The organism is Endozoicomonas sp. 4G, assembly GCF_023822025.1.
Classification (GTDB): domain Bacteria; phylum Pseudomonadota; class Gammaproteobacteria; order Pseudomonadales; family Endozoicomonadaceae; genus Endozoicomonas_A.
Window position 1 is genome coordinate 436,852 of record NZ_CP082909.1, and the last position, 21,886, is coordinate 458,737.

23 protein-coding genes are annotated in these 21,886 nt (G+C 48.3%); 15 read left to right on the top strand and 8 right to left on the bottom strand.

Going from position 1 to position 21,886, the window contains the following annotated elements:
- Positions 1-45 precede the first annotated feature (45 nt).
- The 4 genes from K7B67_RS02105 to phrB all read right to left on the bottom strand — a co-directional run bounded on the left by K7B67_RS02105 (position 46) and on the right by phrB (position 3,134).
- The gene (locus K7B67_RS02105; protein WP_252178719.1) at positions 46-330 is read right to left on the bottom strand and encodes a type II toxin-antitoxin system RelE/ParE family toxin; all 285 of its coding nucleotides are present in this window, start codon (positions 328-330) and stop codon (positions 46-48) included.
- The gene (locus tag K7B67_RS02110; RefSeq protein WP_252178720.1) at positions 323-613 is read right to left on the bottom strand and encodes a type II toxin-antitoxin system RelB/DinJ family antitoxin; all 291 of its coding nucleotides are present in this window, start codon (positions 611-613) and stop codon (positions 323-325) included. The genes K7B67_RS02105 and K7B67_RS02110 overlap by 8 nt, the downstream gene beginning before the upstream one ends.
- A 65-nt stretch (positions 614-678) precedes the next feature.
- Positions 679-1,653: a DUF523 and DUF1722 domain-containing protein gene (locus K7B67_RS02115; RefSeq protein ID WP_252178721.1), complete on the bottom strand. Its 975-nt coding sequence runs from the start codon at positions 1,651-1,653 to the stop codon at positions 679-681.
- A gap of 62 nt (positions 1,654-1,715) precedes the next feature.
- Positions 1,716-3,134 (bottom strand): deoxyribodipyrimidine photo-lyase, encoded by a 1,419-nt coding sequence (gene phrB, locus K7B67_RS02120; RefSeq protein WP_252178722.1) that lies wholly within the window; start codon positions 3,132-3,134, stop codon positions 1,716-1,718.
- A 205-nt stretch (positions 3,135-3,339) separates the two neighbouring features.
- On the opposite strand from phrB, the gene K7B67_RS02125 reads away from it, so the two are divergent.
- From K7B67_RS02125 to ilvD, 12 genes are all read left to right on the top strand, one after another.
- Entirely contained in the window at positions 3,340-3,879 is a 540-nt protein-coding gene (locus K7B67_RS02125) for a chorismate mutase (RefSeq protein WP_256484679.1), read from the top strand.
- A gap of 113 nt (positions 3,880-3,992) precedes the next feature.
- On the top strand, positions 3,993-5,075 hold the full coding sequence (locus K7B67_RS02130) for a C2H2-type zinc finger protein (RefSeq protein WP_252178724.1): 1,083 nt from the start codon (positions 3,993-3,995) through the stop codon (positions 5,073-5,075).
- 75 nt (positions 5,076-5,150) lie between these two features.
- Positions 5,151-6,335, top strand: a complete 1,185-nt coding sequence (locus K7B67_RS02135; RefSeq protein WP_252178725.1) for a hypothetical protein — start codon at positions 5,151-5,153, stop codon at positions 6,333-6,335.
- Between the two features lie 195 nt (positions 6,336-6,530).
- Entirely contained in the window at positions 6,531-7,031 is a 501-nt protein-coding gene (locus K7B67_RS02140) for a DUF29 domain-containing protein (protein WP_252178726.1), read from the top strand.
- Positions 7,028-7,483 (top strand): DUF29 domain-containing protein, encoded by a 456-nt coding sequence (locus K7B67_RS02145; protein WP_252178727.1) that lies wholly within the window; start codon positions 7,028-7,030, stop codon positions 7,481-7,483. The genes K7B67_RS02140 and K7B67_RS02145 overlap by 4 nt, the downstream gene beginning before the upstream one ends.
- A gap of 147 nt (positions 7,484-7,630) precedes the next feature.
- On the top strand, positions 7,631-9,001 hold the full coding sequence (locus K7B67_RS02150; protein ID WP_252178728.1) for a hypothetical protein: 1,371 nt from the start codon (positions 7,631-7,633) through the stop codon (positions 8,999-9,001).
- Positions 9,002-9,278: 277 nt separating this feature from the next.
- Positions 9,279-10,652 carry a glutamine synthetase gene (locus tag K7B67_RS02155; protein ID WP_252178729.1) on the top strand — a complete coding sequence of 458 codons (1,374 nt, stop codon included), beginning with the start codon at positions 9,279-9,281 and terminating at the stop codon, positions 10,650-10,652.
- A 23-nt stretch (positions 10,653-10,675) separates the two neighbouring features.
- A complete protein-coding gene (locus K7B67_RS02160; protein WP_252178730.1) occupies positions 10,676-12,064 on the top strand; it encodes an aldehyde dehydrogenase family protein in 1,389 nt (462 codons plus the stop codon).
- Positions 12,065-12,082: 18 nt separating this feature from the next.
- Positions 12,083-13,252, top strand: a complete 1,170-nt coding sequence (locus tag K7B67_RS02165; protein WP_252178731.1) for an iron-containing alcohol dehydrogenase — start codon at positions 12,083-12,085, stop codon at positions 13,250-13,252.
- Entirely contained in the window at positions 13,252-13,959 is a 708-nt protein-coding gene (locus tag K7B67_RS02170; protein WP_252178732.1) for a GMP synthase, read from the top strand. The genes K7B67_RS02165 and K7B67_RS02170 overlap by 1 nt, the downstream gene beginning before the upstream one ends.
- A 278-nt stretch (positions 13,960-14,237) precedes the next feature.
- Positions 14,238-14,948: a DUF3581 family protein gene (locus K7B67_RS02175; protein ID WP_252178733.1), complete on the top strand. Its 711-nt coding sequence runs from the start codon at positions 14,238-14,240 to the stop codon at positions 14,946-14,948.
- Between the two features lie 148 nt (positions 14,949-15,096).
- Entirely contained in the window at positions 15,097-16,938 is a 1,842-nt protein-coding gene (gene ilvD, locus K7B67_RS02180) for a dihydroxy-acid dehydratase (RefSeq protein WP_252178734.1), read from the top strand.
- A gap of 51 nt (positions 16,939-16,989) precedes the next feature.
- On the opposite strand, the gene K7B67_RS02185 is transcribed toward ilvD, so the two are convergent.
- Positions 16,990-17,229 (bottom strand): hypothetical protein, encoded by a 240-nt coding sequence (locus K7B67_RS02185; RefSeq protein WP_252178735.1) that lies wholly within the window; start codon positions 17,227-17,229, stop codon positions 16,990-16,992.
- Between the two features lie 340 nt (positions 17,230-17,569).
- On the opposite strand from K7B67_RS02185, the gene K7B67_RS02190 reads away from it, so the two are divergent.
- The gene (locus K7B67_RS02190; RefSeq protein ID WP_252178736.1) at positions 17,570-18,070 is read left to right on the top strand and encodes a hypothetical protein; all 501 of its coding nucleotides are present in this window, start codon (positions 17,570-17,572) and stop codon (positions 18,068-18,070) included.
- A gap of 49 nt (positions 18,071-18,119) precedes the next feature.
- On the opposite strand, the gene K7B67_RS02195 is transcribed toward K7B67_RS02190, so the two are convergent.
- Positions 18,120-18,506: a flagellar protein FlhE gene (locus K7B67_RS02195; RefSeq protein WP_252178737.1), complete on the bottom strand. Its 387-nt coding sequence runs from the start codon at positions 18,504-18,506 to the stop codon at positions 18,120-18,122.
- Between the two features lie 116 nt (positions 18,507-18,622).
- Here K7B67_RS02195 and K7B67_RS02200 point away from each other — a divergent pair, with 116 nt between their 5' ends.
- Both K7B67_RS02200 and nadS read left to right on the top strand, forming a co-directional pair.
- Positions 18,623-18,943, top strand: a complete 321-nt coding sequence (locus K7B67_RS02200; RefSeq protein WP_252178738.1) for a type II toxin-antitoxin system RelE/ParE family toxin — start codon at positions 18,623-18,625, stop codon at positions 18,941-18,943.
- The gene (gene nadS / locus K7B67_RS02205) at positions 18,936-19,232 is read left to right on the top strand and encodes a NadS family protein (protein WP_252178739.1); all 297 of its coding nucleotides are present in this window, start codon (positions 18,936-18,938) and stop codon (positions 19,230-19,232) included. The genes K7B67_RS02200 and nadS overlap by 8 nt, the downstream gene beginning before the upstream one ends.
- Before the next feature lie 270 nt (positions 19,233-19,502).
- Here the strand turns inward: nadS and K7B67_RS02210 are convergent, their stop codons facing one another.
- Entirely contained in the window at positions 19,503-20,294 is a 792-nt protein-coding gene (locus tag K7B67_RS02210) for a hypothetical protein (protein ID WP_252178740.1), read from the bottom strand.
- Between the two features lie 280 nt (positions 20,295-20,574).
- Positions 20,575-21,876, bottom strand: coding sequence for an ISKra4 family transposase (locus K7B67_RS02215; protein ID WP_252178741.1), 1,302 nt, complete (start codon positions 21,874-21,876; stop codon positions 20,575-20,577).
- Between the last annotated feature and the right edge of the window lie 10 nt (positions 21,877-21,886).

The following is a 21,886-nucleotide window of genomic DNA, read 5'->3' on the forward strand; positions in this document are numbered from 1 at the left end:
CTGGAAAAGTTCCTTTTTCTGATATGAAGAGGTAGTTTGAGGTGTTTATTTAGAAGATGGCCACTGCTGTGCAGCGTGTAAAATGCGAAGTATCCGAATAATGGTGCCACTTTCCCTGTAGACAATAATGTAGTTTCCAAAGGCCACTAATTCCCTTGTTCCTTCAATCCGGCCTACCTTACCTATTTTGGGAAAATCCATAAGCTTTTCAGCTTTGGCCTGAATGTCATCTTTTAGTCGGAGAGCCGCCTTTGGATTATCATCGGAAATGTAATCGACAATGGCCAAGAGGTCGTTACGAGCAAGGCTTAACCACTCCAGTTTATGCACGTCGTTTTTTCCTTTCGATCAAGGCCTGGACGTCATCCATAACCTGGCTATGAGGCAAAACCTCTTCAGAGTTCAGGGCTTCTTTAACCCGCTCCCGGAACCAGGCATCGTGTGCTTCAGGATCACTGGTGAGGCCGACGGGCAAGCCACCTTCTTTGGTTATCCGGGTTAACAGGATCCGAACTGCATCAGATAGGGTTAAGCCGAAGTTGGCCAGCTTTTCAGTGGCTTCTTTTTTTAAGGTGTCATCCACGCGAACGTGCAGCATTGATGTATGAGCCATGACGAATATCCTTTTAAGTGGTTTCTATTCATTGTGTCTCTCAAATGAGATGCAGTCAAATAAATTCAAATCTGATTCCTGAGCCCTAATTGATCAGGGTGAGGATGCAAATAGGTTTGTTCCTGAATGTAATCATTGCCATGGTTTTCAATAAAATGGCGCAGCATGGTCATTGGCACCACTAACGGCAGGATCCCCTGACGGTACTCCTCGACCAGTTTGAGAAACTGGTTCCGTTCTGTGGTGTCCACGGTCTTTTTCACGTATCCCATAATGTGCAGCATGGTATTGGTGTGGGACTTGCGGTTAGCCCTTTTTTTCAGGGTGTTCATAAACTCTTCGAAATATTGGGTCAGCAAAGGTTCCAGTTCCATCTTGCCGGCTTTGGCAACCAGCCTGCCCAGGGCCGAATAATCACTGGGGTTATGAGCCATGATCATATATTTGTGGGTCGAGTGAAAATGAACCAAAGCGGCATGGCTGGGATTGTTCAGCACTTCGTTGTGCCAGCGGTGGTAGGCGTACACCCGGGTGAAGAAATTTTCTCTTAAAACGGGATCATGGAGTCGGCCTTCTTCCTCCACCGGCAGTAAAGGTTTTGCTGCCATCAGAGCCTTCGCATAAGCACCGGCTGCACTGACGCCGGAAGGGCAGCCGTTTTCATGGTAGACCTTGACCCGCTCCATACCGCAGCTGGGGGATTTTTGCATCAGGATATAGCCACTGATCTCGGTTAATTCCCTGGCTTTCTGGTAGCCATAATCAGTGAGCTGGTCGGTAACGTCCACGTCTGGATGATCTGTACCCACAACCCGAACCTGTTGGATATCCCCAACCAGACGGATAGGCTCTCTGGGAGTGCCCAGGCCAATGGCTACTTCGGGACAGACAGACTCGAAGTGGAAGTACTGGCTCAGGGTGTTCATGCAAAATGATGAGCGTTTGTGCCCACCGTCGTATCGAACTTTCTGGCCCATCAGGCAGGCGCTGATGCCGAGTTTGATATCTTTTTCAGGTTCTGGAATTGAGACAATAGCCATTTAACACGTCCTTTTTTATCACTCTGTTCTCACTGTAACTGATTTTAGAGCAAACCCTTTGATTACGGTTGCTTTAAAGCCTTGAAAGCAGCGAGTACTTTTTCTCTGGATGCTTTAAGGTCGACCATCGGTGCCGGGTAGTTGATCTCATAAATATTGTGTTGCCAGGGGGCGTGAATCTCTTTATTGCTGAGTCCATTCAGCTGAGGTAGCCAGTGGCGAATAAACTGTCCTTCAGAATCAAATTTCTCAGACTGACTGACAGGGTTAAACATCCTGAAATAGGGGGCCGCATCAGTGCCAGTACTGGCAGACCATTGCCAGCCACCGTTGTTGGCGGACAAATCACCGTCGATCAGGTGCTGCATAAAGAAGGCTTCCCCAAGACGCCAGTCAATCATCAGGTTTTTGCTCAGGAACATGGCGGTGACCATTCTCAGGCGGTTGTGCATCCAGCCGGTATTCACCAACTGTTTCATGGCGGCATCCACCAGTGGCAAGCCGGTCTCACCCTGGCACCAGGCAACAAATGCCTTGTTATCGTCATTCCAGGGCAGGTGTTCGGTCTCCTTGACAAATGCCCTGCCTCTGGAGAGTCTGGGAAACCCATGCAAAATATGTTTGTAAAACTCCCGCCAGATTAATTCACTCATCCAGCATTGCAGGCCATCGCTTCCTGAATCCATTTCGCCGTTGTTGGCTTGCAGTGCTGCAGAAAAACATTGTCTGAGGGAGACTGCTCCTGATACCAGGTAGGGAGAGAGGGTGCTGGTGGCCTCCATACCCGGAAAATCCCGAAACGTTTTGTAACCTTCCCCGTGAAACTCAATAAAAGCCTTGAGCCGGTTTGCCGCTTCTTCTTCACCGGCAGGCCAAAGCCCCTGAAGACCTTCACATGGTGTAAACAGATTCTGATAGTTGACGGGTTGAACGTCAGGCAGCGTTAGAGGATGTTGTTTTTCAGGGGCTGGCAGTGGCTGAATCTGTTGCCGGTTAAGGGTTCGATAGAGTGCTTTTTTAAACGGCGTAAAGACTTTGAAATACTCACCGCTGCCATTCAACAATTGACCGGGGGGGATCAAGGTCTGGTCAGAAAAGCGCTGGCATCTCAGTTGTTGCCCGGTAAATGCTTCTGCTACAGCGTTATCCCTGTTTTCTTCATTAAGGCCATGTTCGTTATTGAAGCTGATGCCAGAGCATTGGAACGTTCGGGCCAGCTGTAACAGTTGTTGGGCACAGTGTTCAAATCGGTCAGGTTGGATGACCACCAGTGGAATATTGAGACGGTTGAGCGAGTGTTCCAGTTGTTTAAGGTTCTGCATCCAGAACCAGAGCTTGTTCGGGCTGTCATTGTGCTCCTGCCATTGCCCCGGACACAGGCAATAGACAGCGACTACCTCATTTTTGTCTGCACAATGGTACAGCGCAGGATTGTCTCTCACTCTCAGATCGCTTCTGAACCAGACCAGTGTTCGATTCATAGTGAAAATATCATCCCAATTCAGGTTTTTACGTTATAACTTCGTTACGGATCAGGTAAGGAAGTAGATCATCGTTGCATTGAATTTGGCTTCAGTGCTGCTAATTGTGGCAGATACTCTATTAGTTACTTAATATAATCAGGGTGTCACGGCTGAATAAATAGCAAGGGACTGGTTTTAAGCGCTAAGAATTGTTGAGGTAACGATGAAGCTTGTTGTAACTGGGTTGCTCTGTTTGACACTCTCCACCTTGACGGTTGCAGATACAATGTCGAATGGAATCTTTGAATTGATCAACCAGCGACTGACTTATATGCAGGATGTAGCCTTATTTAAGGCCAGGAACCATCGTGCTGTTGAAGATTTGACCAGAGAAAAACAAGTGCTTGAGAAAGCACTGGCTAACGCTCAGCAGGCTGGTTTAGAACCAGGCTCCATCACTGGTTTTTTTCAGGCTCAGATGGATGCGGCCAAGGCGATTCAATATCGATACCGGGCGGAATGGTTATCTGCCAGCCCAGAAAATAAAAAACATCGTGACCTGGCTTCTGAAGTCAGACCCAGGCTTCTCGAGCTTGGTGATCAGATCGTGATAAAAATCAGCGAATATCTTGAGGCTGGTGGAACCTTTGAGAGTGATATGCAGAAAGAGTTTGACAGCACGGTCAATGTCACGCACTTGTCCGAAAACGATAAAAAGAAAATTTTTGAAAGTCTTCAGATGATACGGTTGCTTAAAAACTAGTGCACCCAAGCTCTAATATCCATACAGCATCACACCTGTAATGGCCGACCTCTCTCCAGATTTTGACTAACCTGATTCTCCAATAAACAGTTCAACGACTGGGAACTCAGGCCTTGCTATTCAAAAAACCGTTGACCTTGACCTTGACCTTGACCATGGCCTTTTCTGTGCATTGCTCTAATAGTCATGCTCAGGAAAGTAGTATGCCTTTGCTCTTCGCTCTGGCCATCGGTAAAGCACTTTTCAACATCCCGAAGCCTTGTATTGAAGAAGAGAACGAGGCTATTGAATGGTGGGAGTTGAAGCATCCTGTCGAAGCTAAGGCTTACCGTCGGGCAGCCTCTGATGAGGGTTCTGGCAGTGAAGACAAGGGTACCTCTGATGAAAACAGCGGCAACTGTTCTGAAGAAGACATAACTGATACTGAAACGGATGTTCAGTGTGTAAACACGACACCTGATCCTTTTCGAGCATTAAACGAAATCAGTGAGTATTGTGCGACTCTTAGATTGGAAATGATTAGCCAGGAGTCCACTTCAGACGGTGAAATAGCCACTGGCTCAGAGGCGATTCACCTGCCTGCCGACCAGAGACCCAGGTTGCACCAGTGTCACCATCAGGGCTGCAACTACAGCTCCGACCGGAAGGTTAATCTGAAAAAACACAAACAGACCCATCTGCCTCTCGACCAGAGGCTCAGGGCATACCAGTGTGACGATGAGGGCTGCGACTACAGCACCAACGAGGCGGGCAATCTGAAAAGGCACAAACAGACCCACCTGCCTGTCGACCAGAGACCCAGGGTGCACCAGTGTAACCATCAGGGCTGTAGCTACAGTTCCTACCGGGCGGATGATCTGAAAAAGCATCAGCAGATCCACCTGCCTGCTGACCTGAGACTCAAAAAACCCAAGGTGCACCAGTGTTATCATAAGGGCTGCAACTACAGCACCGAGCTGAAGTGCAATCTGAAAAGGCACAAACAGATCCATCTACCTTACGACCAGAGACCGAAGGAGCACCAGTGTGACCATAAGGGCTGCAACTTCAGTGCCAACCAGGCGGGCAATCTGAAAAAACACAAACAGACCCACCTGCCTGCCGACCAGAGACACGGGAAACCCAAGCAACCCAAAAGAAAAGCGTGTGACCAGCCGCCATCTAACAAGAAAAGAAAGAAGGGTGATAAAGAATAAAAACCTCCGACCTCTTTCCAGATTTTGACTAACCTGATTTCCCAATAATCAATTCAACGACTGGGAAGCCAATCCTTGCTATTGAAAAAACCATTGATTTTGACTCTGGCCGTTGTTTTCTCTGTGCATTGCTTCAATGGCTACGCTCAGGAAAACAGGTTGCCTTTGCTCTTTTGCTTCGATAATGACACCCTCTTAAAGCCAGGCACTCGCTATTGCTTTTTTCCTGCCACCGGCGTATCTCCTGACTCTGGCGTCGGAGCCAGGGCTTGCAGTCGGGCAGCCTCTGGTGATGATTCTGACAGTGAAGACAAGGCTACCTCTGATGAAAACAGCGACAACCGTTCTGAAGAAGACGAAACTGATACCGAAACGGATGTCCAGTGTGTAAACACGACACCTGACCCTTTTCGAGCATTAAAAGAATTCAGTCAGTATTGTTCGACTCTGAGACTGAGAATGATTAGCCAGGAGCCCTCTTCAGACAGTGAAATAGCCACTAGCACCGACTCGGCGGACCCTCTGAAAACACACAGACAGACTCTCCTGCCTACCGACCGGAGACCCAGGAAACCCAAGGTGCACCAGTGTGACCATCAGGGCTGCGACTACAACAGCGTGCGGGCGGATCATCTGAAAAAACACAAACAGACCCATCTGCCTGCCGACCAGAGACCCAAAAGACCCAGGATTCACCAGTGTGACCATGAGGGCTGCGACTACAGCACCAACGAGACGGGCAATCTGAAAAGGCACAAAAAGACCCACCTGCCTTTCGATCAGAGACTCAAGGTTCACCACTGTGACCATGAGGGCTGCAACTACAACACCGACGTGGCGAACAGTCTGAAAACACACAAAAGGATCCACCTGCCCGCCGACCTGAGACTCAAGGTGCACCAATGTGACCATGAGGGCTGCAATTACAGAACCGACAACAGGGGCAGTCTGAAAAAACACAAACTGATCCATCTGCCTGCTGACCAGAGACCCAAGGTGCACCAGTGTGACCATGGGGGCTGCAACTACAGCACCAAATGGGTGAACGATCTGAAAAGGCACAAACAGATCCACCTGCCTGCCGACCAGAGACTCAGGGTGCACCACTGTGACCATGAGGGATGCAACTACAACACCGACTTGGCGAGCAGTCTGAAAACGCACAAAAGGATCCACCTCTCTGCCGACCAGAGACTCAAAAGAAAAGCCTGTGACCAGCCGCCATCTAACAAGAAAAGAAAGAAGGGTGATAAAGAATAGAAGTAACTATTCAGCCCCCCTGTAATCGACTGGTATTTTCGTGATTTTGTGCCGCTCTGAAGTACAGTTTTCTGGTAGCCCCCGGCAAAGGCATCTGTGCTTTGGTAATTCATTTTGCGTCCTTTCTGTTGTTTGCCTACAGTGGTAGGGCAATGGAGGCGTTTTGTTTACAGGATATACAGTTGAGGTAAAACGATGAATAGCTTATATGAGACTGACTATCATCAGTGGCTATCCAATCAGGTGGCTTTGCTGAGAGATCGTAATTTTGACCAGTTGGATTTAGAAAATTTGTTGGAGGATTTGGAGTTGGGTATAGAATCCAAGGTAGACAGTCTGGAGAGCTACTTATCTACTTTAGTAACCCATCTTCTTAAATGTGATTATCAAACGACGGTGTTAAGGGACACAGTAGCCACCGAGAGAGTTCCTAAAGGGTGGGTAAAAACCATATATAGATCAAGGAATAACATCAATAAATTAATAAGTAAAAATCCTTGTCTAAAACCACGGATGAGTGACATATTAAAAAATTCGTATCCTGATGGGAAAAAAGACGCTATCTGGGAAATGAATCTGCATATCCCTGCCAAATGCCCAAAACTGGATAACAGTAGTTTTCCTGACGAATGCCCCTGGTCTTACGATCAGTTAATGACTGAAGACTGGTATCCATTGAACGGAGTTGAGCTATGAACAACTTATATGACACCGACTTTTATAGCTGGACTTGTCAACAAGCTGAGCTATTAAAACAAGGCAAGTTAAACGAACTGGATATTGAAAATCTCATAGAGGAAGTAGAGTCGATGGGTAAGAGTCAATGCAGTACGTTGAAAAACTGTTTAAAGCAGCTCTTATTTCATTTACTTAAATGGCAGATGCAAGCGACTAAAAAGGATGACCTACATGATATGGATGAATGGTATCGTAGTTGGAAAGTCACCATTAATACGCAGCGAGTTGATGTTGAACAAGAACTCGATGAAAACCCGGGATTAAAACCTAAAGTAGAGGAAGTATTGGGATTGGCTTATAAACTGGCTCGTAGAAAAGCTGCTGAAGCTATGGAGTGTAAGGTTAAAGACTTTCCTAATGAGTGTCCTTGGAGTTTTAAGCAGATTATGGAAAAGAATTGGCTACCTTGAAGCGGCCTGCCAGAAAGCTAACCCTTCTGGCGCTTCTCCATCTTCTGCAACCTTTAAAAACAGATCCAATAGAAACCTCCGATCTCTTTCCAGATTTTGACTAACCTGATTTACCAATAAACAGTTCAACGACTGGGAAGCCAATCCTTGCTATTGAAAAAACCATTGATTTTGACTCTGGCCGTTGCTTTTTCTGTGTATTGCTTCAATGGCTACGCTCAGGAAAACAGGTTGCCTTTGCTCTTTTGCTTCGATGATGACACCCTCTTAAAGCCAGGCACTCGCTATTGCTTTTTTCCTGCCACCGGCGTCTCTCCTGACTCTGGCGTCGAAGCCAAGGCTTGTAGTCGGGCAGCCTCTAGTGATGATTCTGACAGTGAAGACAAGGCTACCTCTGATGAAAACAGCGACAACCGTTCTGAAGAAGACGAAACTGATACCGAAACGGATGTTCAGTGTGTAAACACGACACCTGACCCTTTTCGAGCATTAAACGAAATCAGTGAGTATTGTGCGACTCTGAGACTAAAAATGATTGGCCAGGAGTCCATTTCAGACAGTGAAATAGCCACTGAGTCAGAGGCGATTCACCTGCCTGCCTACCAGAGACCCATAAGACCGAAGGTGCACCAGTGTGACCATGAGGGCTGCGATTACAGCACCAAATGGGCGAGCAATCTGAAAAAACACAAACAGACCCATCTGCCTGCCGACCAGAGACCCATAAGATCGAAGGTGCACCAATGTGACCATGAGGGCTGCGATTACAGCACCAAATGGGCGAGCGATCTGAAAAAGCACAAACAGACCCACCTGCCCGCTGACAAGAGACCCAAGGTGCACCAGTGTGACCATGAGGGCTGCAACTACCAAACCAATCTGGTGAGCCATCTGAAAAGGCACAAACAGACTCACCTGCCTGCTGACCAGAGACCCAAGGTGCACCATTGTGACCATGAGGGCTGCAACTACAGAACCGAGCACAGGAGCAGTCTGAAAACGCACAAACAAATCCACCTGCCTGCCGACCAGAGACCCAAGGTGCATCAGTGTGACCATGAGGGCTGCAACTACAGAACCCACAGCAGTGGCAGTCTGAAAACGCACAAACAAACCCACCTGTCTGCCGACCAGAAACCCAGGATGCACCAATGTGACCATGAGGGCTGTGACTACAGCACCAATCTGGCAGGCAATCTGAAAAGGCACACACGGATCCACCTGCCTGCCGACCAGAGACTCAAGGTACACAAGTGTGACCATGAAGGCTGTAATTACAGCACCGGAGATGCGAGCCATCTGAAACAGCACAAACAAACCCACCTGCCTGCTGACCAGAGACTCAGGGTATACCAGTGTGACCATGAGGGCTGCGACTACAACTCCATCCAGGCGGGCCATCTGAAAAGGCACAAACAGACCCACCTGCCTGCCGACCAGAGACTCAAGAGACCCAAAAGAAAAGCGTATGACCAGCCGCCATCTAACAAGAAAAGAAAGAAGGGTGATAAAGAATAGAAGTGACTATTCAGCCCCCCTGTAATCGACTGGTATTTTGAACAAGTTATGGATAAATCCTGGCCTGTTTTGAAACCAGTGAAAAGGAGAAAGTAATGCAATCCCGCCAGAAACCTAACCCTTCTGGTGCCACTCCATCTTCTGCAACCGCTTAAAAACAGCTTAAAGCCCCTCTTAACTGGCATCAATCCCATATTACCCGAATAATAAGGCATGGCACCGAGGTGGGCGGTCGTCCATCCTGCTACCAGGACAACTAAAAAAACGAGTACCAACTATGCACAACCCCAGAGATGTCAAAACCATTGAAGATGCTAAAAAAATTGTTGAAGAAAGAGGACTTACCCACATAAAAGTCGGCCTTTTCGATAACGATGGCATCATGCTCGGCAAATACATGAGCAAGGCCAAGTTTTTTTCAGCTCTGGAAAGCGGCTTTGCCTTCTGCGACGTGATCCTCGGCTGGGACAGTAAAGACCAGCTTTATGACAACGTAAAATACACCGGCTGGCATACCGGCTATCCCGATGCCCCGGTTCGAATCCTGCCCCATTCCTGCCGGGAGATCCCTTTTGAAAATGGTATGCTGCTGTTTATGGCAGAATTCAAGGATCAGGCCGAAGCCCTCTGCCCCAGGGGCACATTGAGAAGAGTGATAGAAAAAGCAGCAGATATGGGCTTTGATGCCCGTGCGGCACTGGAATATGAATTTTTTATGTTCCAGGAGACCCCGGAATCGGTTCGGGAAAAAGGCTTTCGAAACCTCAAACCACTGACGCCCGACTGGTTTGGCTATTCCATAATAAGAAACTCAGCGCATTCCGACCTTTATCACCAGATACTGGCAATGGCTGAGGTGATGGACTTTCCCATCGAAAGCATTCATACCGAAACCGGGCCCGGCGTGATCGAGGCAGCCATTGCCGTTGATACCGCTGAAAATGCTGCAGATAAAGCCGCACTGTTTAAAACCTTTATGAAAGTGCTGGCACAGCGTAACGAGCTGATGGCGACCTTTATGGCCAAGTGGTCACCGGATTATCCGGGGCAGAGCGGTCATATTCATTTGTCGCTGTTCAACAAAAAGGATGGGCTGTCGGCCTTTTTTGATCCCAGCCAGAAACACAATATCAGTCAGACACAGAGACACTTTATTGCCGGTTTGCAGCGATTAATGCCGGAATTCCTGTCCATGCTGGCTCCCACGGTTAACAGTTACACCCGACTGATTCCCGGTTTCTGGGCCCCAACCGATGCCACCTGGGGGGTTGAAAACCGGACCACCGCATTGCGGGTTATTCCGGGCTCAGCGAAGTCACAGAGGGTGGAATACCGGCTTGGCTCTGCGGATGCCAACCCCTATCTTTCACTTTCTGCGGCATTGGCATCAGGTTTGCAGGGTATTATTCATCAATGGGAGCCGGAGGAGCAGGTGAAAGGTAATGCTTACGAGCAGAATCACTCACCCCATCAGGCACTGCCTTCAACACTCTGGGAGGCGGCTCAGAAATTCAAGCAATCCGAAGCGGCCCGAACGATGTTGGGCGATGCTTTCGTCGAACATTATGCTGCTTCCAGGGAGTGGGAGGAGCGAGAGTTCAGAAAGCATATTACGGATTGGGAAATGGATCGTTATTTCGAAATTATCTGACCACTTCCAACGGATTTAAAACAATGAATAAAACACAAATAACACTTTCACCGGTAGATGGTTCGGTGGTTGCTGAACGCCCACTGTCGGATATTTCAGAGATTAATCAAGCTTTATCTCAGGCTCAGAAAGTGCAGTCTGACTGGCAAAAGATTGATCTCGAGGAACGGCAAAGAATCTGCAGCAAAGCTGTGGATAACTTCGTCGCTCAGAAAGACGACATTGCCAGTGAAATCACCTGGCAGATGGGCAGGCCGATCAAATACGCTGCCGGGGAAGTGGCCGGGTTTGAAGAGCGTGCCCGCTATATGATTGCCGCCTCAAGTGAAGCACTGAAGCCCATCACCGTACCTGAAAAAGCAGGGTTTACCCGTTATATCTGCAAGCAAGCCCTGGGCGTTGTGCTGGTCATAGCGCCCTGGAATTATCCCTACCTGACCGCCATCAACAGCATCATGCCGGCATTGCTGGCCGGTAATGCCGTGCTTTTGAAGCATTCTGCCCAAACCCCTCTTTGTGCTGAGCGTATGGTCGAAGCCTTTCTCAAAGCAGGCCTGCCGGAAGGGCTTTTTCAGTACCTGCATATATCCCATGAGCACACGGAGTATCTGATTCAGCGTGATGCCGTAAAGCATGTGGCGTTTACTGGTTCAGTGTCTGCTGGAGCCATGGTAGAAAAAGCCGCTGCCGGACGATTTATTGGCATGGGGTTGGAGCTGGGTGGCAAAGATCCAGCTTATGTCAGGGCAGATGCTGATCTGGATGCAGCAACAGACACGGTAATAGATGGCGCTTTCTTTAACTCCGGTCAATCCTGCTGTGGCATCGAAAGGGTGTATGTGCACGAAGCCGTCTATGACGCCTTTGTTGAAAAGGCTATTTCGCTGGTTAAGCAATATCGCCTCGGACGGCCCGATGATCCCGAAACCACGCTCGGCCCTCTGGTAAAAAGCAGTGCTGCGGACTTTGTCAGACGGCAAGTGGAAGAGGCGGTTTCACAAGGTGCTGTTGCTCATATTGACCCAACCTGGTTTCCAAAGCATGAACCGGGTACACCCTATCTTGCTCCCCAATTGCTGACGAATGTGAATCACGATATGCGGGTGATGACCGAAGAAAGTTTCGGGCCGGTATTGGGAATTCAGAAAGTCTCCTCCGATGAAGCAGCGGTAGGCCTGATGAACGACAGTGAGTTTGGACTGACGGCCGCTATTTTCTCAAGGGATATTGAACGGGCGGTTGAGCTGGGTCGTCAGGTGCAAACCGGCACTTTCTTTGTCAATCGCTGCGACTACCTTGACCCGGCGCTTGCCTGGACCGGTATTAAAAACTCAGGTCGGGGCTGCACCTTGTCGGTGTTGGGTTTTGATGCCCTGACCCGCCCTAAATCTTTCCACATCAAGCACGGTTAAAGCAGTAAGGAGACGTCAATGAACATTGAACAGTACACTGCCAACTGGAATTTTCCGACGGCTATCCGTGCTGGTGTTGGCCGCATCAAAGATCTGCCTGCTGCCTGTATTGAGCTGGGAATGAAAAACCCGATGATGGTTACTGATCCGGGATTGTCTGAGCTGCCCATGATTGAAGACGCCCGGATACGGGTCAGTTCTGCACTTTCCGGGTGCGGTCTGTTTTTTGGGATCAAGGGTAATCCAACCGGTGAGAATGTTGCTGCTGGTGTCGCTGCCTGTAAAAAAGGCGACCATGATGGTGTGATCGCTTTTGGCGGAGGCTCTGCGTTGGACGCAGGCAAGGCCATTGCCTTAATGGTTGGACAGAGTCGTCCAATTTGGGATTTTGAAGATATCGGTGATAACTACCTGAGAGTGAATGAAAAGGGGATGCTGCCTGTGGTCGCCGTGCCCACCACCGCCGGTACCGGCTCGGAAGTGGGGCGCTCTTCCGTAATTACCCATCAGGATAAACAGGTAAAAAAGATCATTTTTCATCCTGGTATGCTTCCCGGCATTGTGCTTCTGGATGCACAACTGACCTGCGGCTTACCAGCCAGGCTCACTGCCGCCACCGGAATGGACGCCCTGTCTCATAATCTTGAAGCTTACTGTTCGCCTTATCATCACCCCATGGCTGCGGGTATCGCACTGGAAGGCATTCGTCTGGTAAAAGATTATCTGCCCAGAGCGGTGGCGCAAGGCGATGATCTTGAAGCCAGGCACCAGATGCTGGTGGCTTCCACTATGGGAGCCACCGCCTTTCAGAAAGGTCTGGGTGCTATGCACGCTCTGGCGCACCCGCTGGGGGCTTTATATGACGCTCATCATGGATTGTTGAATGCCGTGCTGATGCCTTATGTTTTGAAGGTAAACCGAGCCGTGATTGGTCATAAACTGTCGGCTCTCAGTCGTTTTCTTGATCTGCCTGCTCCGGGCTTTGACGCTTTTTTCAGCTGGGTCATCGAACTCAGGCAACAGCTGAAAATCCCCCATACCCTGGCTGAAATCGGCATTGATGATAGCCAGCTGGATAAAGTCGGGCAGATGGCGTTTGCTGATCCTTCAGCCGCCGGCAACCCAATTCCTTTCTCTGCGGCTGAATATCAGCGGATAGTTCAGGATGCCATTCGAGGAGACCTGTGATGAAAGTCGGTTTGCTGTTGTGTGATGACGTTGCGCCGGAACTGCGAAAGAGTCACAACAACTATCCGGATATGTTTCTGGCCCTGCTAAGTAAGCAGAACCCGGATGTGGAGATGATCACCTACCGGGTTCTGGATGGCGAGATCCCTGAAACCACCGGCGAGTGCGACGGCTGGGTGATTTCAGGCAGTCGTCACAGTGCTTATGATCCTTTGCCATGGATACCTTTATTGGCAAGGTTTATCAGACGGTTATACCAAGATCGCTGCAAACTGGTGGGTATCTGTTTTGGTCACCAGGTCATGGCAAGCAGTCTCGGGGGGAAAGTGGCGCTGGCCGATAAAGGTTGGGGTGTGGGTATGTCGTACAATCACATCACCCAACAGCCCGGTTGGATGCAGCCTGCGGCTCAGGACTTCAAACTGCTGGTCAGTCACAGGGATCAGGTCATTCAGCTGCCCTCTTCAGCAAGAGTACTGGCCAGCAGTGATTTTTGTCCCAATTTTATGCTGCAATATGGCGATGGTTTTATCAGTTTCCAGGGGCACCCGGAGTTCACCAAGTCCTACTCAGCAGACCTGATGAACTCACGTCGGGAGTCGATCCCCAGGGACCGGGTCCTCAAGGGTATGGCGTCACTGAAAGACGATCCTGACAATGAGCTGGTGGCTCGATGGATCATGCAGTTTTTCAGGCAAACGCTTTGATACAGCTTTGATACAATCCGCACGTCCCGGTTTCTGAGGTGGTAATGAAAATAACTTACTAATCAAACACTTAAATCAATAGTTGAAGCGCTGAAACAAACGGCTACGTTTTAGCAACAGTCGTTTGTTTAAGGTTTGACGTATACTGTCAACCAGTTGCCAGAGTTTTAGCGAGTCCTCTGGTTTTGATTGTCGCTGCCCTGAGGAAGTCAAAGTCAATCTGAAACAGATTGCGCTTCGGTCACGCTCCCGGAAGATCCGACCAACAGAATAACATTATGTTTTTAGATCAATATTGTACTGAGCTGGACAACAACCAGTTCTCATTCACTCGTCAGCAGTCCAGTGATTTTGCCAAGAATGTCGCCAATGACTTCAACCCACTGCATGATGTGGACACCAAAAAGTTTTGTGTCCCCGGCGACCTCCTGTTTGCCAAAATCCTCAGCTCTGAAGGGTTATATCCCGACATGAGAGTGAGTTTCAGCGGCATGGTCAGCGATGGCGTTGCCCTGTCCATTGCCGATGCCGGTAACGGTGAGAAAATTATTTGTGACCAGAATGACAAGGAATACCTCAGGATTGAGCACAGCGGTGAGCAAACAAACGACGCTGACCTGATTGCAAAACTGGTCAGGGCCTATGTAGCGTTTTCGGGTGAAAACTTCCCTCATGTGCTGGTGCCCCTGATGAAAGAGAAGAATGTCATGATTAATGTGGCACGGCCTCTGGTTATCTATGAAACCATGTCGGTGCATCTGGATACCATTGACCTGAAAGACCCGCAGATAGAGGCCTCACAGTCTCACCTGGAAGTGAATGGCAAACGGGGCAACGTCACCCTGGGCTTTATCTTCAGAGACGCTGGCAAAGTGGTGGGAGAAGGGAAAAAAACCATGGTTCTGGCCAACCTGCGGGAGTACGATCAGTCTGTCATCGACAGCATGGTGAACGAGTATAATCGTCGTCGGATAGAACACGTAGCTTAATTCCCGCCCACATTACCTTTCGGGAGCCTATCCGGCTCCTGGCATTCTGTTATACTCGCCAATCCGCCACGAAGACAACAGAGAGCGTCCTCTCTAAAACTTCAGGGTTAAGAACCAGAAACCAGCCCGAAAGAAAGGATAGTGAGTCATGCCTGCATACCGTTCAAGAACCTCGACCCACGGTCGTAATATGGCTGGAGCCCGCTCGCTCTGGCGCGCCACGGGTATGAAGGATGATGACTTTAAAAAGCCTATTATCGCCGTAGCCAATTCGTTCACTCAATTTGTTCCCGGCCATGTTCATCTGAAAGACATGGGACAGCTGGTGGCCAGAGAAATTGAAAAACACGGTGGTGTCGCCAAAGAATTTAATACCATCGCCGTCGATGACGGTATCGCCATGGGCCACGATGGCATGCTTTACTCCCTGCCCAGCCGTGACATCATTGCTGACTCCGTTGAGTACATGGTCAACGCCCATACTGCCGATGCCCTGGTTTGTATTTCCAACTGCGACAAGATTACGCCCGGAATGCTCAATGCCGCCATGAGGCTGAATATCCCGGTGATATTTGTTTCCGGTGGCCCCATGGAAGCCGGTAAAACCAAACTGGCCCAGCACGGCCTGGATCTGGTGGATGCCATGGTGATCGCGGCTTCCGATGCCGACGATGAAACTGTTGCTGAGTACGAGCGTTCTGCTTGCCCAACCTGTGGCTCCTGCTCTGGTATGTTTACGGCCAACTCCATGAATTGCCTAACGGAAGCCCTGGGCCTGTCTTTGCCGGGCAATGGCTCCATGCTGGCCACCCACGCTGATCGCGAGCAACTGTTCCTCGAAGCCGGTCGGCGGATTGTCGATATCACCAAGCGTTACTACGAACAGGATGATGAGTCTGTTTTGCCTCGCTCTATCGCCAGTTATAAAGCCTTCGAAAATGCCATGAGTCTGGATATCGCCATGGGTGGCTCCACCAATACCATTCTGCATTTGTTGGCTGCGGCACAGGAAGCCGGTGTCGATTTCACCATGAAAGACATTGATGCCCTGTCCCGCAAGGTGCCTCAGCTGTGCAAGGTGGCACCTAACATCCAGAAATACCACATGGAAGATGTCCACCGTGCCGGTGGCGTGTTCGGCATTTTAGGTGAACTGGATCGGGCAGGGTTGTTGAACCACGATATTCCGACCGTGCACAGTGAAACTGTGGCCGCAGGTCTGGCTCAATGGGATATCAAACAGACTAAAGATGAATCGGTGCTGACATTTTACAGGGCGGGCCCTGCCGGTATTCGTACGACACAAGCCTTCAGTCAGGAAACTCGCTGGCCAACGCTGGACGATGATCGTGAATCAGGTTGTATCCGTTCACTGGAACATGCTTACAGCACGGAAGGCGGGCTGGCAGTTTTGACGGGTAATATTGCCCTGGACGGCTGTGTGGTAAAAACCTCTGGCGTCGATGAAAGCATCCTGGTTTTTGAAGGGCCTGCCCATATCTGCGAGAGCCAGGAAGATGCGGTCAGTGATATTCTCGAAGGTCGGGTAAAATCCGGTGACATCGTTATCGTCCGCTACGAAGGCCCTAAAGGTGGCCCCGGTATGCAGGAAATGTTGTACCCAACCAGCTACCTGAAATCCAAAGGTCTGGGCAAAGAATGTGCGCTCCTGACCGATGGTCGTTTCTCTGGCGGCACTTCCGGACTGTCCATTGGTCATGCTTCCCCTGAAGCGGCAGCGGGCGGTAATATTGGTCTGGTGGAGCAAGGCGATATTGTTCGTATCGATATCCCTAACCGAACCATTGACGTGCAGTTGTCTGATGAAGAACTGGCCGGGCGTCGTACTCAGATGGCAGCGAAAGGCAAGGCCGCCTGGAAGCCTTTAAAAGAGCGTCCACGTAAGGTTTCTGCGGCATTGAAAGCCTATGCTGCGATGGTGACTAGTGCTGATAAGGGTGCTGTCAGGGATGTGTCGTTTTTGGACTGACAAGGAATGATGGATGACAGGCTGTATGTTGTATAGAGCCTGTCGTGCACCTTATATATTGTCCATCCAATGCCTATCTTCCTGACTGGGCTCAAAACTGTTTTCATCATAGCCATCAAACATTTGTTCCAGGGTGTATTTGACCTTTTGTTTTGATTCCTTCAGAAGAATTTCACCCTTCAAAGAATTGACTTCCAGCCAGGAGCCTTCACCTAACCCTGAAACAGCAAGAGCCTTGGCTGGTATTCTAACCGCAAGGCTGTTACCCCATTTTTTAATTTGAACGATCATCGACAGCTAGCTCCAAATAAAATTATATGGATGTGTATCCACTATGGCATCTATGCAGGTTTATTCAAGTACTTGTACAGTTGACTGTTTTTAATTTTTAAGCAGGTTGAACGAATGTCAGAAAAGATCATTTTAGACTTTGAAATCAAATGGATGGCTGTTCTTTTTTTGTTGCCGTTTTGATGACATCCATGAATCAATGGCAATGACTTAAGCCGCTTTCTAAGGCCTGTGAGCAGCTGCTGCTTTCGGATAGGCACCCATTAAATCAAACACCTTACTAAAACAAAGGAAAAGCTGAACGATAAAAACAACATCAGAACATTTAGAGGATACCTTCATGGAAATTGGTTCAATCTTAACTAACCGGTACAATGCGACTGCTGCCGGTATAGCAAGGAACCCTCTTACGGCACCAAAGAGCTCTACAATTAAAGAGGAAGTTCAAGTTCAGATCAGTGAACAAGCAAGGGATTTAAATAAGATCAGTACAAAACAGGCATACACATTAGATTCTCAAGAGATTGAATATTATAAAAATAACCCAAGACAGGCTGCTATTGACGCTAAAAGATTTGCCTATGGTATTAATTTTCTCTTCGTCCCAGCACCGACGAGTTCAAAAATCGCTGACCATAAGTATCTGGATGGAACACCGGTCACCGATACCAGCTACAGTACAAAATTCAGAGCTGAGGCTGATTTGTTCAGGCAACAGAGAATCGAACTGTATGAAAAAGAAAAGGCTAAAGGAACATCATCAATAGAGATATTGGAAAAAATATACGAACTGTATGCTAACCAGCCTGAGAGCTTTAAGCTGAAAATAGGTTATGTTTGAGAGAGAATAAAAGGTGAGAGTGTCGGTTCTCACCTTAAAACATCCAGAATCAGTTATTGCTTGTCCAGTTCACGACAAGGTTATTTTTCATACCAGAAGGCACTGGAAAGATACTGCCGCTACCAGGAACACCAAAAGCAAAATAGTACTCTGCGTTTGCAGAGCGCCCACGGAAATCCTCGCTACCAGCTGATTGATAGTCAGTGACTCTTAAACAACCACCGATAGAATCGCAGAGATACACAATCAGCCCTTCTGGTTTATTGGTAATGTTCCAACTCCAGTAAACAAAGGTAACGGTGGCATTGGTTGGAATGGCTGTTGGTGATCCCATCCGTGAGGAATTATAGAACTCCCCTTTGTGATAAAGAGTCGGCCCGACTACAGAGCCAGCCCATGCTCCGGTAGTAGTAGAGGAATTAAAAGGGTCTGCCATCAAACCAGAAGTGGGTGCTAGAGTATGACCTGCTCCTTTCCATGATGCTCTGACGGGTTTCAGTTTGTAGAAATACCACATTGTGGTATATTTATTACTACATTGTAGGATTAACTATGGAATTTGTAGAAGCCAGTGTATTTACCAAAATCATCACTCAACTCATGTCTGACGATGATTATTGTGCCATGCAGGAAGCTATGATTGCACAGCCTGATATTGGTAGCGTCATCAAAGGAACAGGAGGGCTGCGTAAGTTCCGCTGGAAGTTGGGTGACTCTGGCAAGCGCGGTGGTGTAAGGACCATCTATTACTGGCAAGTCAGTGAAGATACCTTCTACATGCTGTATGCCTACACTAAAAGCCGACAAACAGACTTAACCAGTGCCGAGAAAAAAGTACTGTCAGAACTAGCGAGGGAGTTTTGCAATGAGTGACCATGAATTTAACTTTGATGAGTTGGTGGAGAGCGTCAAGGAAGCGATCGACATTAACAAAGGCATTAAAAAGCCTTCACGGTCGTTCAAATATGAGGAAATTGATGTTGTGGCTATCAGAAAGGCTACACACCTCTCACAGGAGAAGTTTGCGGCTCTGATTGGAGTGAGCATCAAGACGGTGCAGGGATGGGAGCAAAAAGTGAGAAAACCGCTCGGGCCGGCCAGATCATTATTGATTATGTTTCGTAACGACCCTAAGCAGGCCATGGCCTTACTTCACCAGTGAGTAAGTATAAGGGACTGTTTAGGCCAATAGCACTGACTTAAGCCGCTGTCCGTTGGTACACCTTGAGTCTACGAGATTGCACTCTTAGTCGTTTTTCTCCTTGGGTAAGCCTTGGTATTTCGGGGGGGGAAGGCTTAAGTCAGTGCCATTGACCTAACTCTGGCCTAAGTGGTTTTGGAGGTCGGAAACAATCCACTGGCAGTTGGTGTAACTGCCTTTCTATCACCCCGATTGATATAGTCGTATATGTCGATTCAGGTAGCGGAATCGTTAGTGGGAAGCATCTCTCTTCAAAACAGACAGTTCACAAGTATCAGGATTATAAAGAAAAACATCCAGCTCAACTCCTAGCTCTTTCTTCACTAAGTCCTGAAATAATTTACAGTCTTCTAAAATGTCATTAACAATGAGACTAGATAAACCTGTCTCAGTATTTTTTCCATATTGTTTTTCATATCGTGCAAAATTAACGACAATTCCAATAATGGATTTTTTTGCGTACGAAATAATAAGTTCGTTTTCTAAAGGGCATTTTTTTGAGTTATACGTTGCGTTCAATGAGTCTTGTAGTGCAGAAATGGACTCTTCTTTAAATTCGTGACTCCCCATTACCGTTCGGTAATTCCCTTTGAAAGTGGTTTTCAGTTCACGATATTTTAGTTTTTTGGTTTCTTCATTTTTTTTAACATCATATAAATCCACGGCTTTTCTGGGTATTAAAACCCGAATATCTTGACCTGTAAGTCTCGAGTAAATATCCTGTAATGCAAAGTGCAAGTAAGTTTTCAACATTGAAATATCAACGAACCCAGATCCCTCATCATCTATTTTTTTTAAACGTTCAGATTTTACAAATTTATGCCTGTTTTTACTCCATTTACAAAGCTCTCCATCATTATCAAGTAATTGTGTAAACGCATCTTTCGAATATATAGCCTTTACTTCGCACTTATCACGCTCAAGAAGAAAGCCTATGTCTCTGAATAACTGAGTTGGAATATTGGGAGAGACATAGCTTGCTGATGAGACTAGAATGCATTTTCTATGTTTTAGCTCATCCACCTCTCTACTCACTCTGTCAAAACGTGTGGGCAGAGAAAAGATTTTTTGGGAAAATCGTCTGGGTTCTTCTAGCCCGGATATTTCATAAACCGCCCCGAATCTCGCGCAGGACTTTGTCGCTCTAAGGGATTTTGCGAGGGAGCGCCGTACCGGGGAGTACGGTCGACTGAGCAAAACTCCCTTAGAGCGGCAAAGGACAAGCGAGATCGGGAGCACGTTTATGAAATATCCGGGCTAGCATTTTGGCAATAATTTTTCCTTTTTTGGGTGTGCTGCCTAATCAATGTGCGGCAGGTAGATTATGGGCTATGGGGAATCCATACCTGTCTACTTTTGACCAGAACTCGTCCCAATGTCCTGTTGAACAGACCAAGGCTCTCAGGGTCAATAACATAGATGCACCCTGATCTTTCCATCGCATTCCAGATCGACACATTCGTTGCTTAACCAGTGTTTTGCAGGCGGCTTCAGTAACACCTGAGCCTATAGGAAGGTTTCTTTCCCTTGCGTCTGGATAAATCATCTGATGCCAGTGATTCTTGAAGTAGGTTCTGGCACTGACGAGTTTTTCTAAGGAAGCCGTCCGATTATTACCAGGTGAGGCCTGCTCCAGCTCACGTGATAAAGCTTCTGCTGCTCCCTCTTCATGTTTCAGGTCATGAAGCTTTTGCTTCAGCCAAGCTTGCCGGTCACCTGTCGCCTTCTTGCCCGGATAAAGTGCTTCGGCTGCATCAGCAACGTATTCAGATACATGGTAGAAGTCCAATACCTGCACCGATGTCAGTGGCTCCAGAAATGACCAGTTGTCTGCCGCTCCGTCTGCAACACCCACATAGGTCGCATCAGGGTAGCGCGTTTTTATCTTCTGAATTTCCGATGAAAAACGCTTAATAAATGTTTGCTTGCCGTACTCCGGTGCTGCTGCGCAATAAAGGGTATAGAGTCGTTCACCCTCGTTGTCGTACAAGGTAATAGTGCCGCACATGGCGATCCGGTAACCCTCGTAGTACAGGAGATTTGCCCCATCCAGCCCAATAGCTATCGTTTTTACCGGTGCAGGCAGTTGTGGGATGTCGTATGTCCATCTTTCTTCTTTGGCTTGCGCGATGCTGGCTACCACATCCGACAGGTCTCTCAAGGTGGAGCGACTGCTGGCACGGCCATGGTTTTGCCGTAAGTCTTCATGAACCTGCGGTGCTGCCATCTGAGCATACTTCCAGCTCACCATACGAGCAAAAGCGGGTGTAGAATTAACGACGATCCGGGCATTTTGATCAAGGGGGCAGAAGACCTCACCGCCACAGCTGCTCTGGTAGACATGGCGAGCAACTTTAACTGCCCCCCAGGGTGTCTCGTAGACCTTGGGTTCTTTTTTGCGTTTGGTGGTCATCTTGACGCCACCTACCTTGATAGGCGAGCCGTCGGTATCCATGTATTCCAGCTGGTGTGCTGAAGCAAGTGAACCTGCCTCATTCAGGCTGGATTGCAGGTGTTCTTCGAACTCCAGCATCGACTTACCGTGTTGGATGGTGATGACAATCTGGGTTTCTTGAGTGTTTGATGAGAGAGTGCTGGCAGACATGACTACGGAC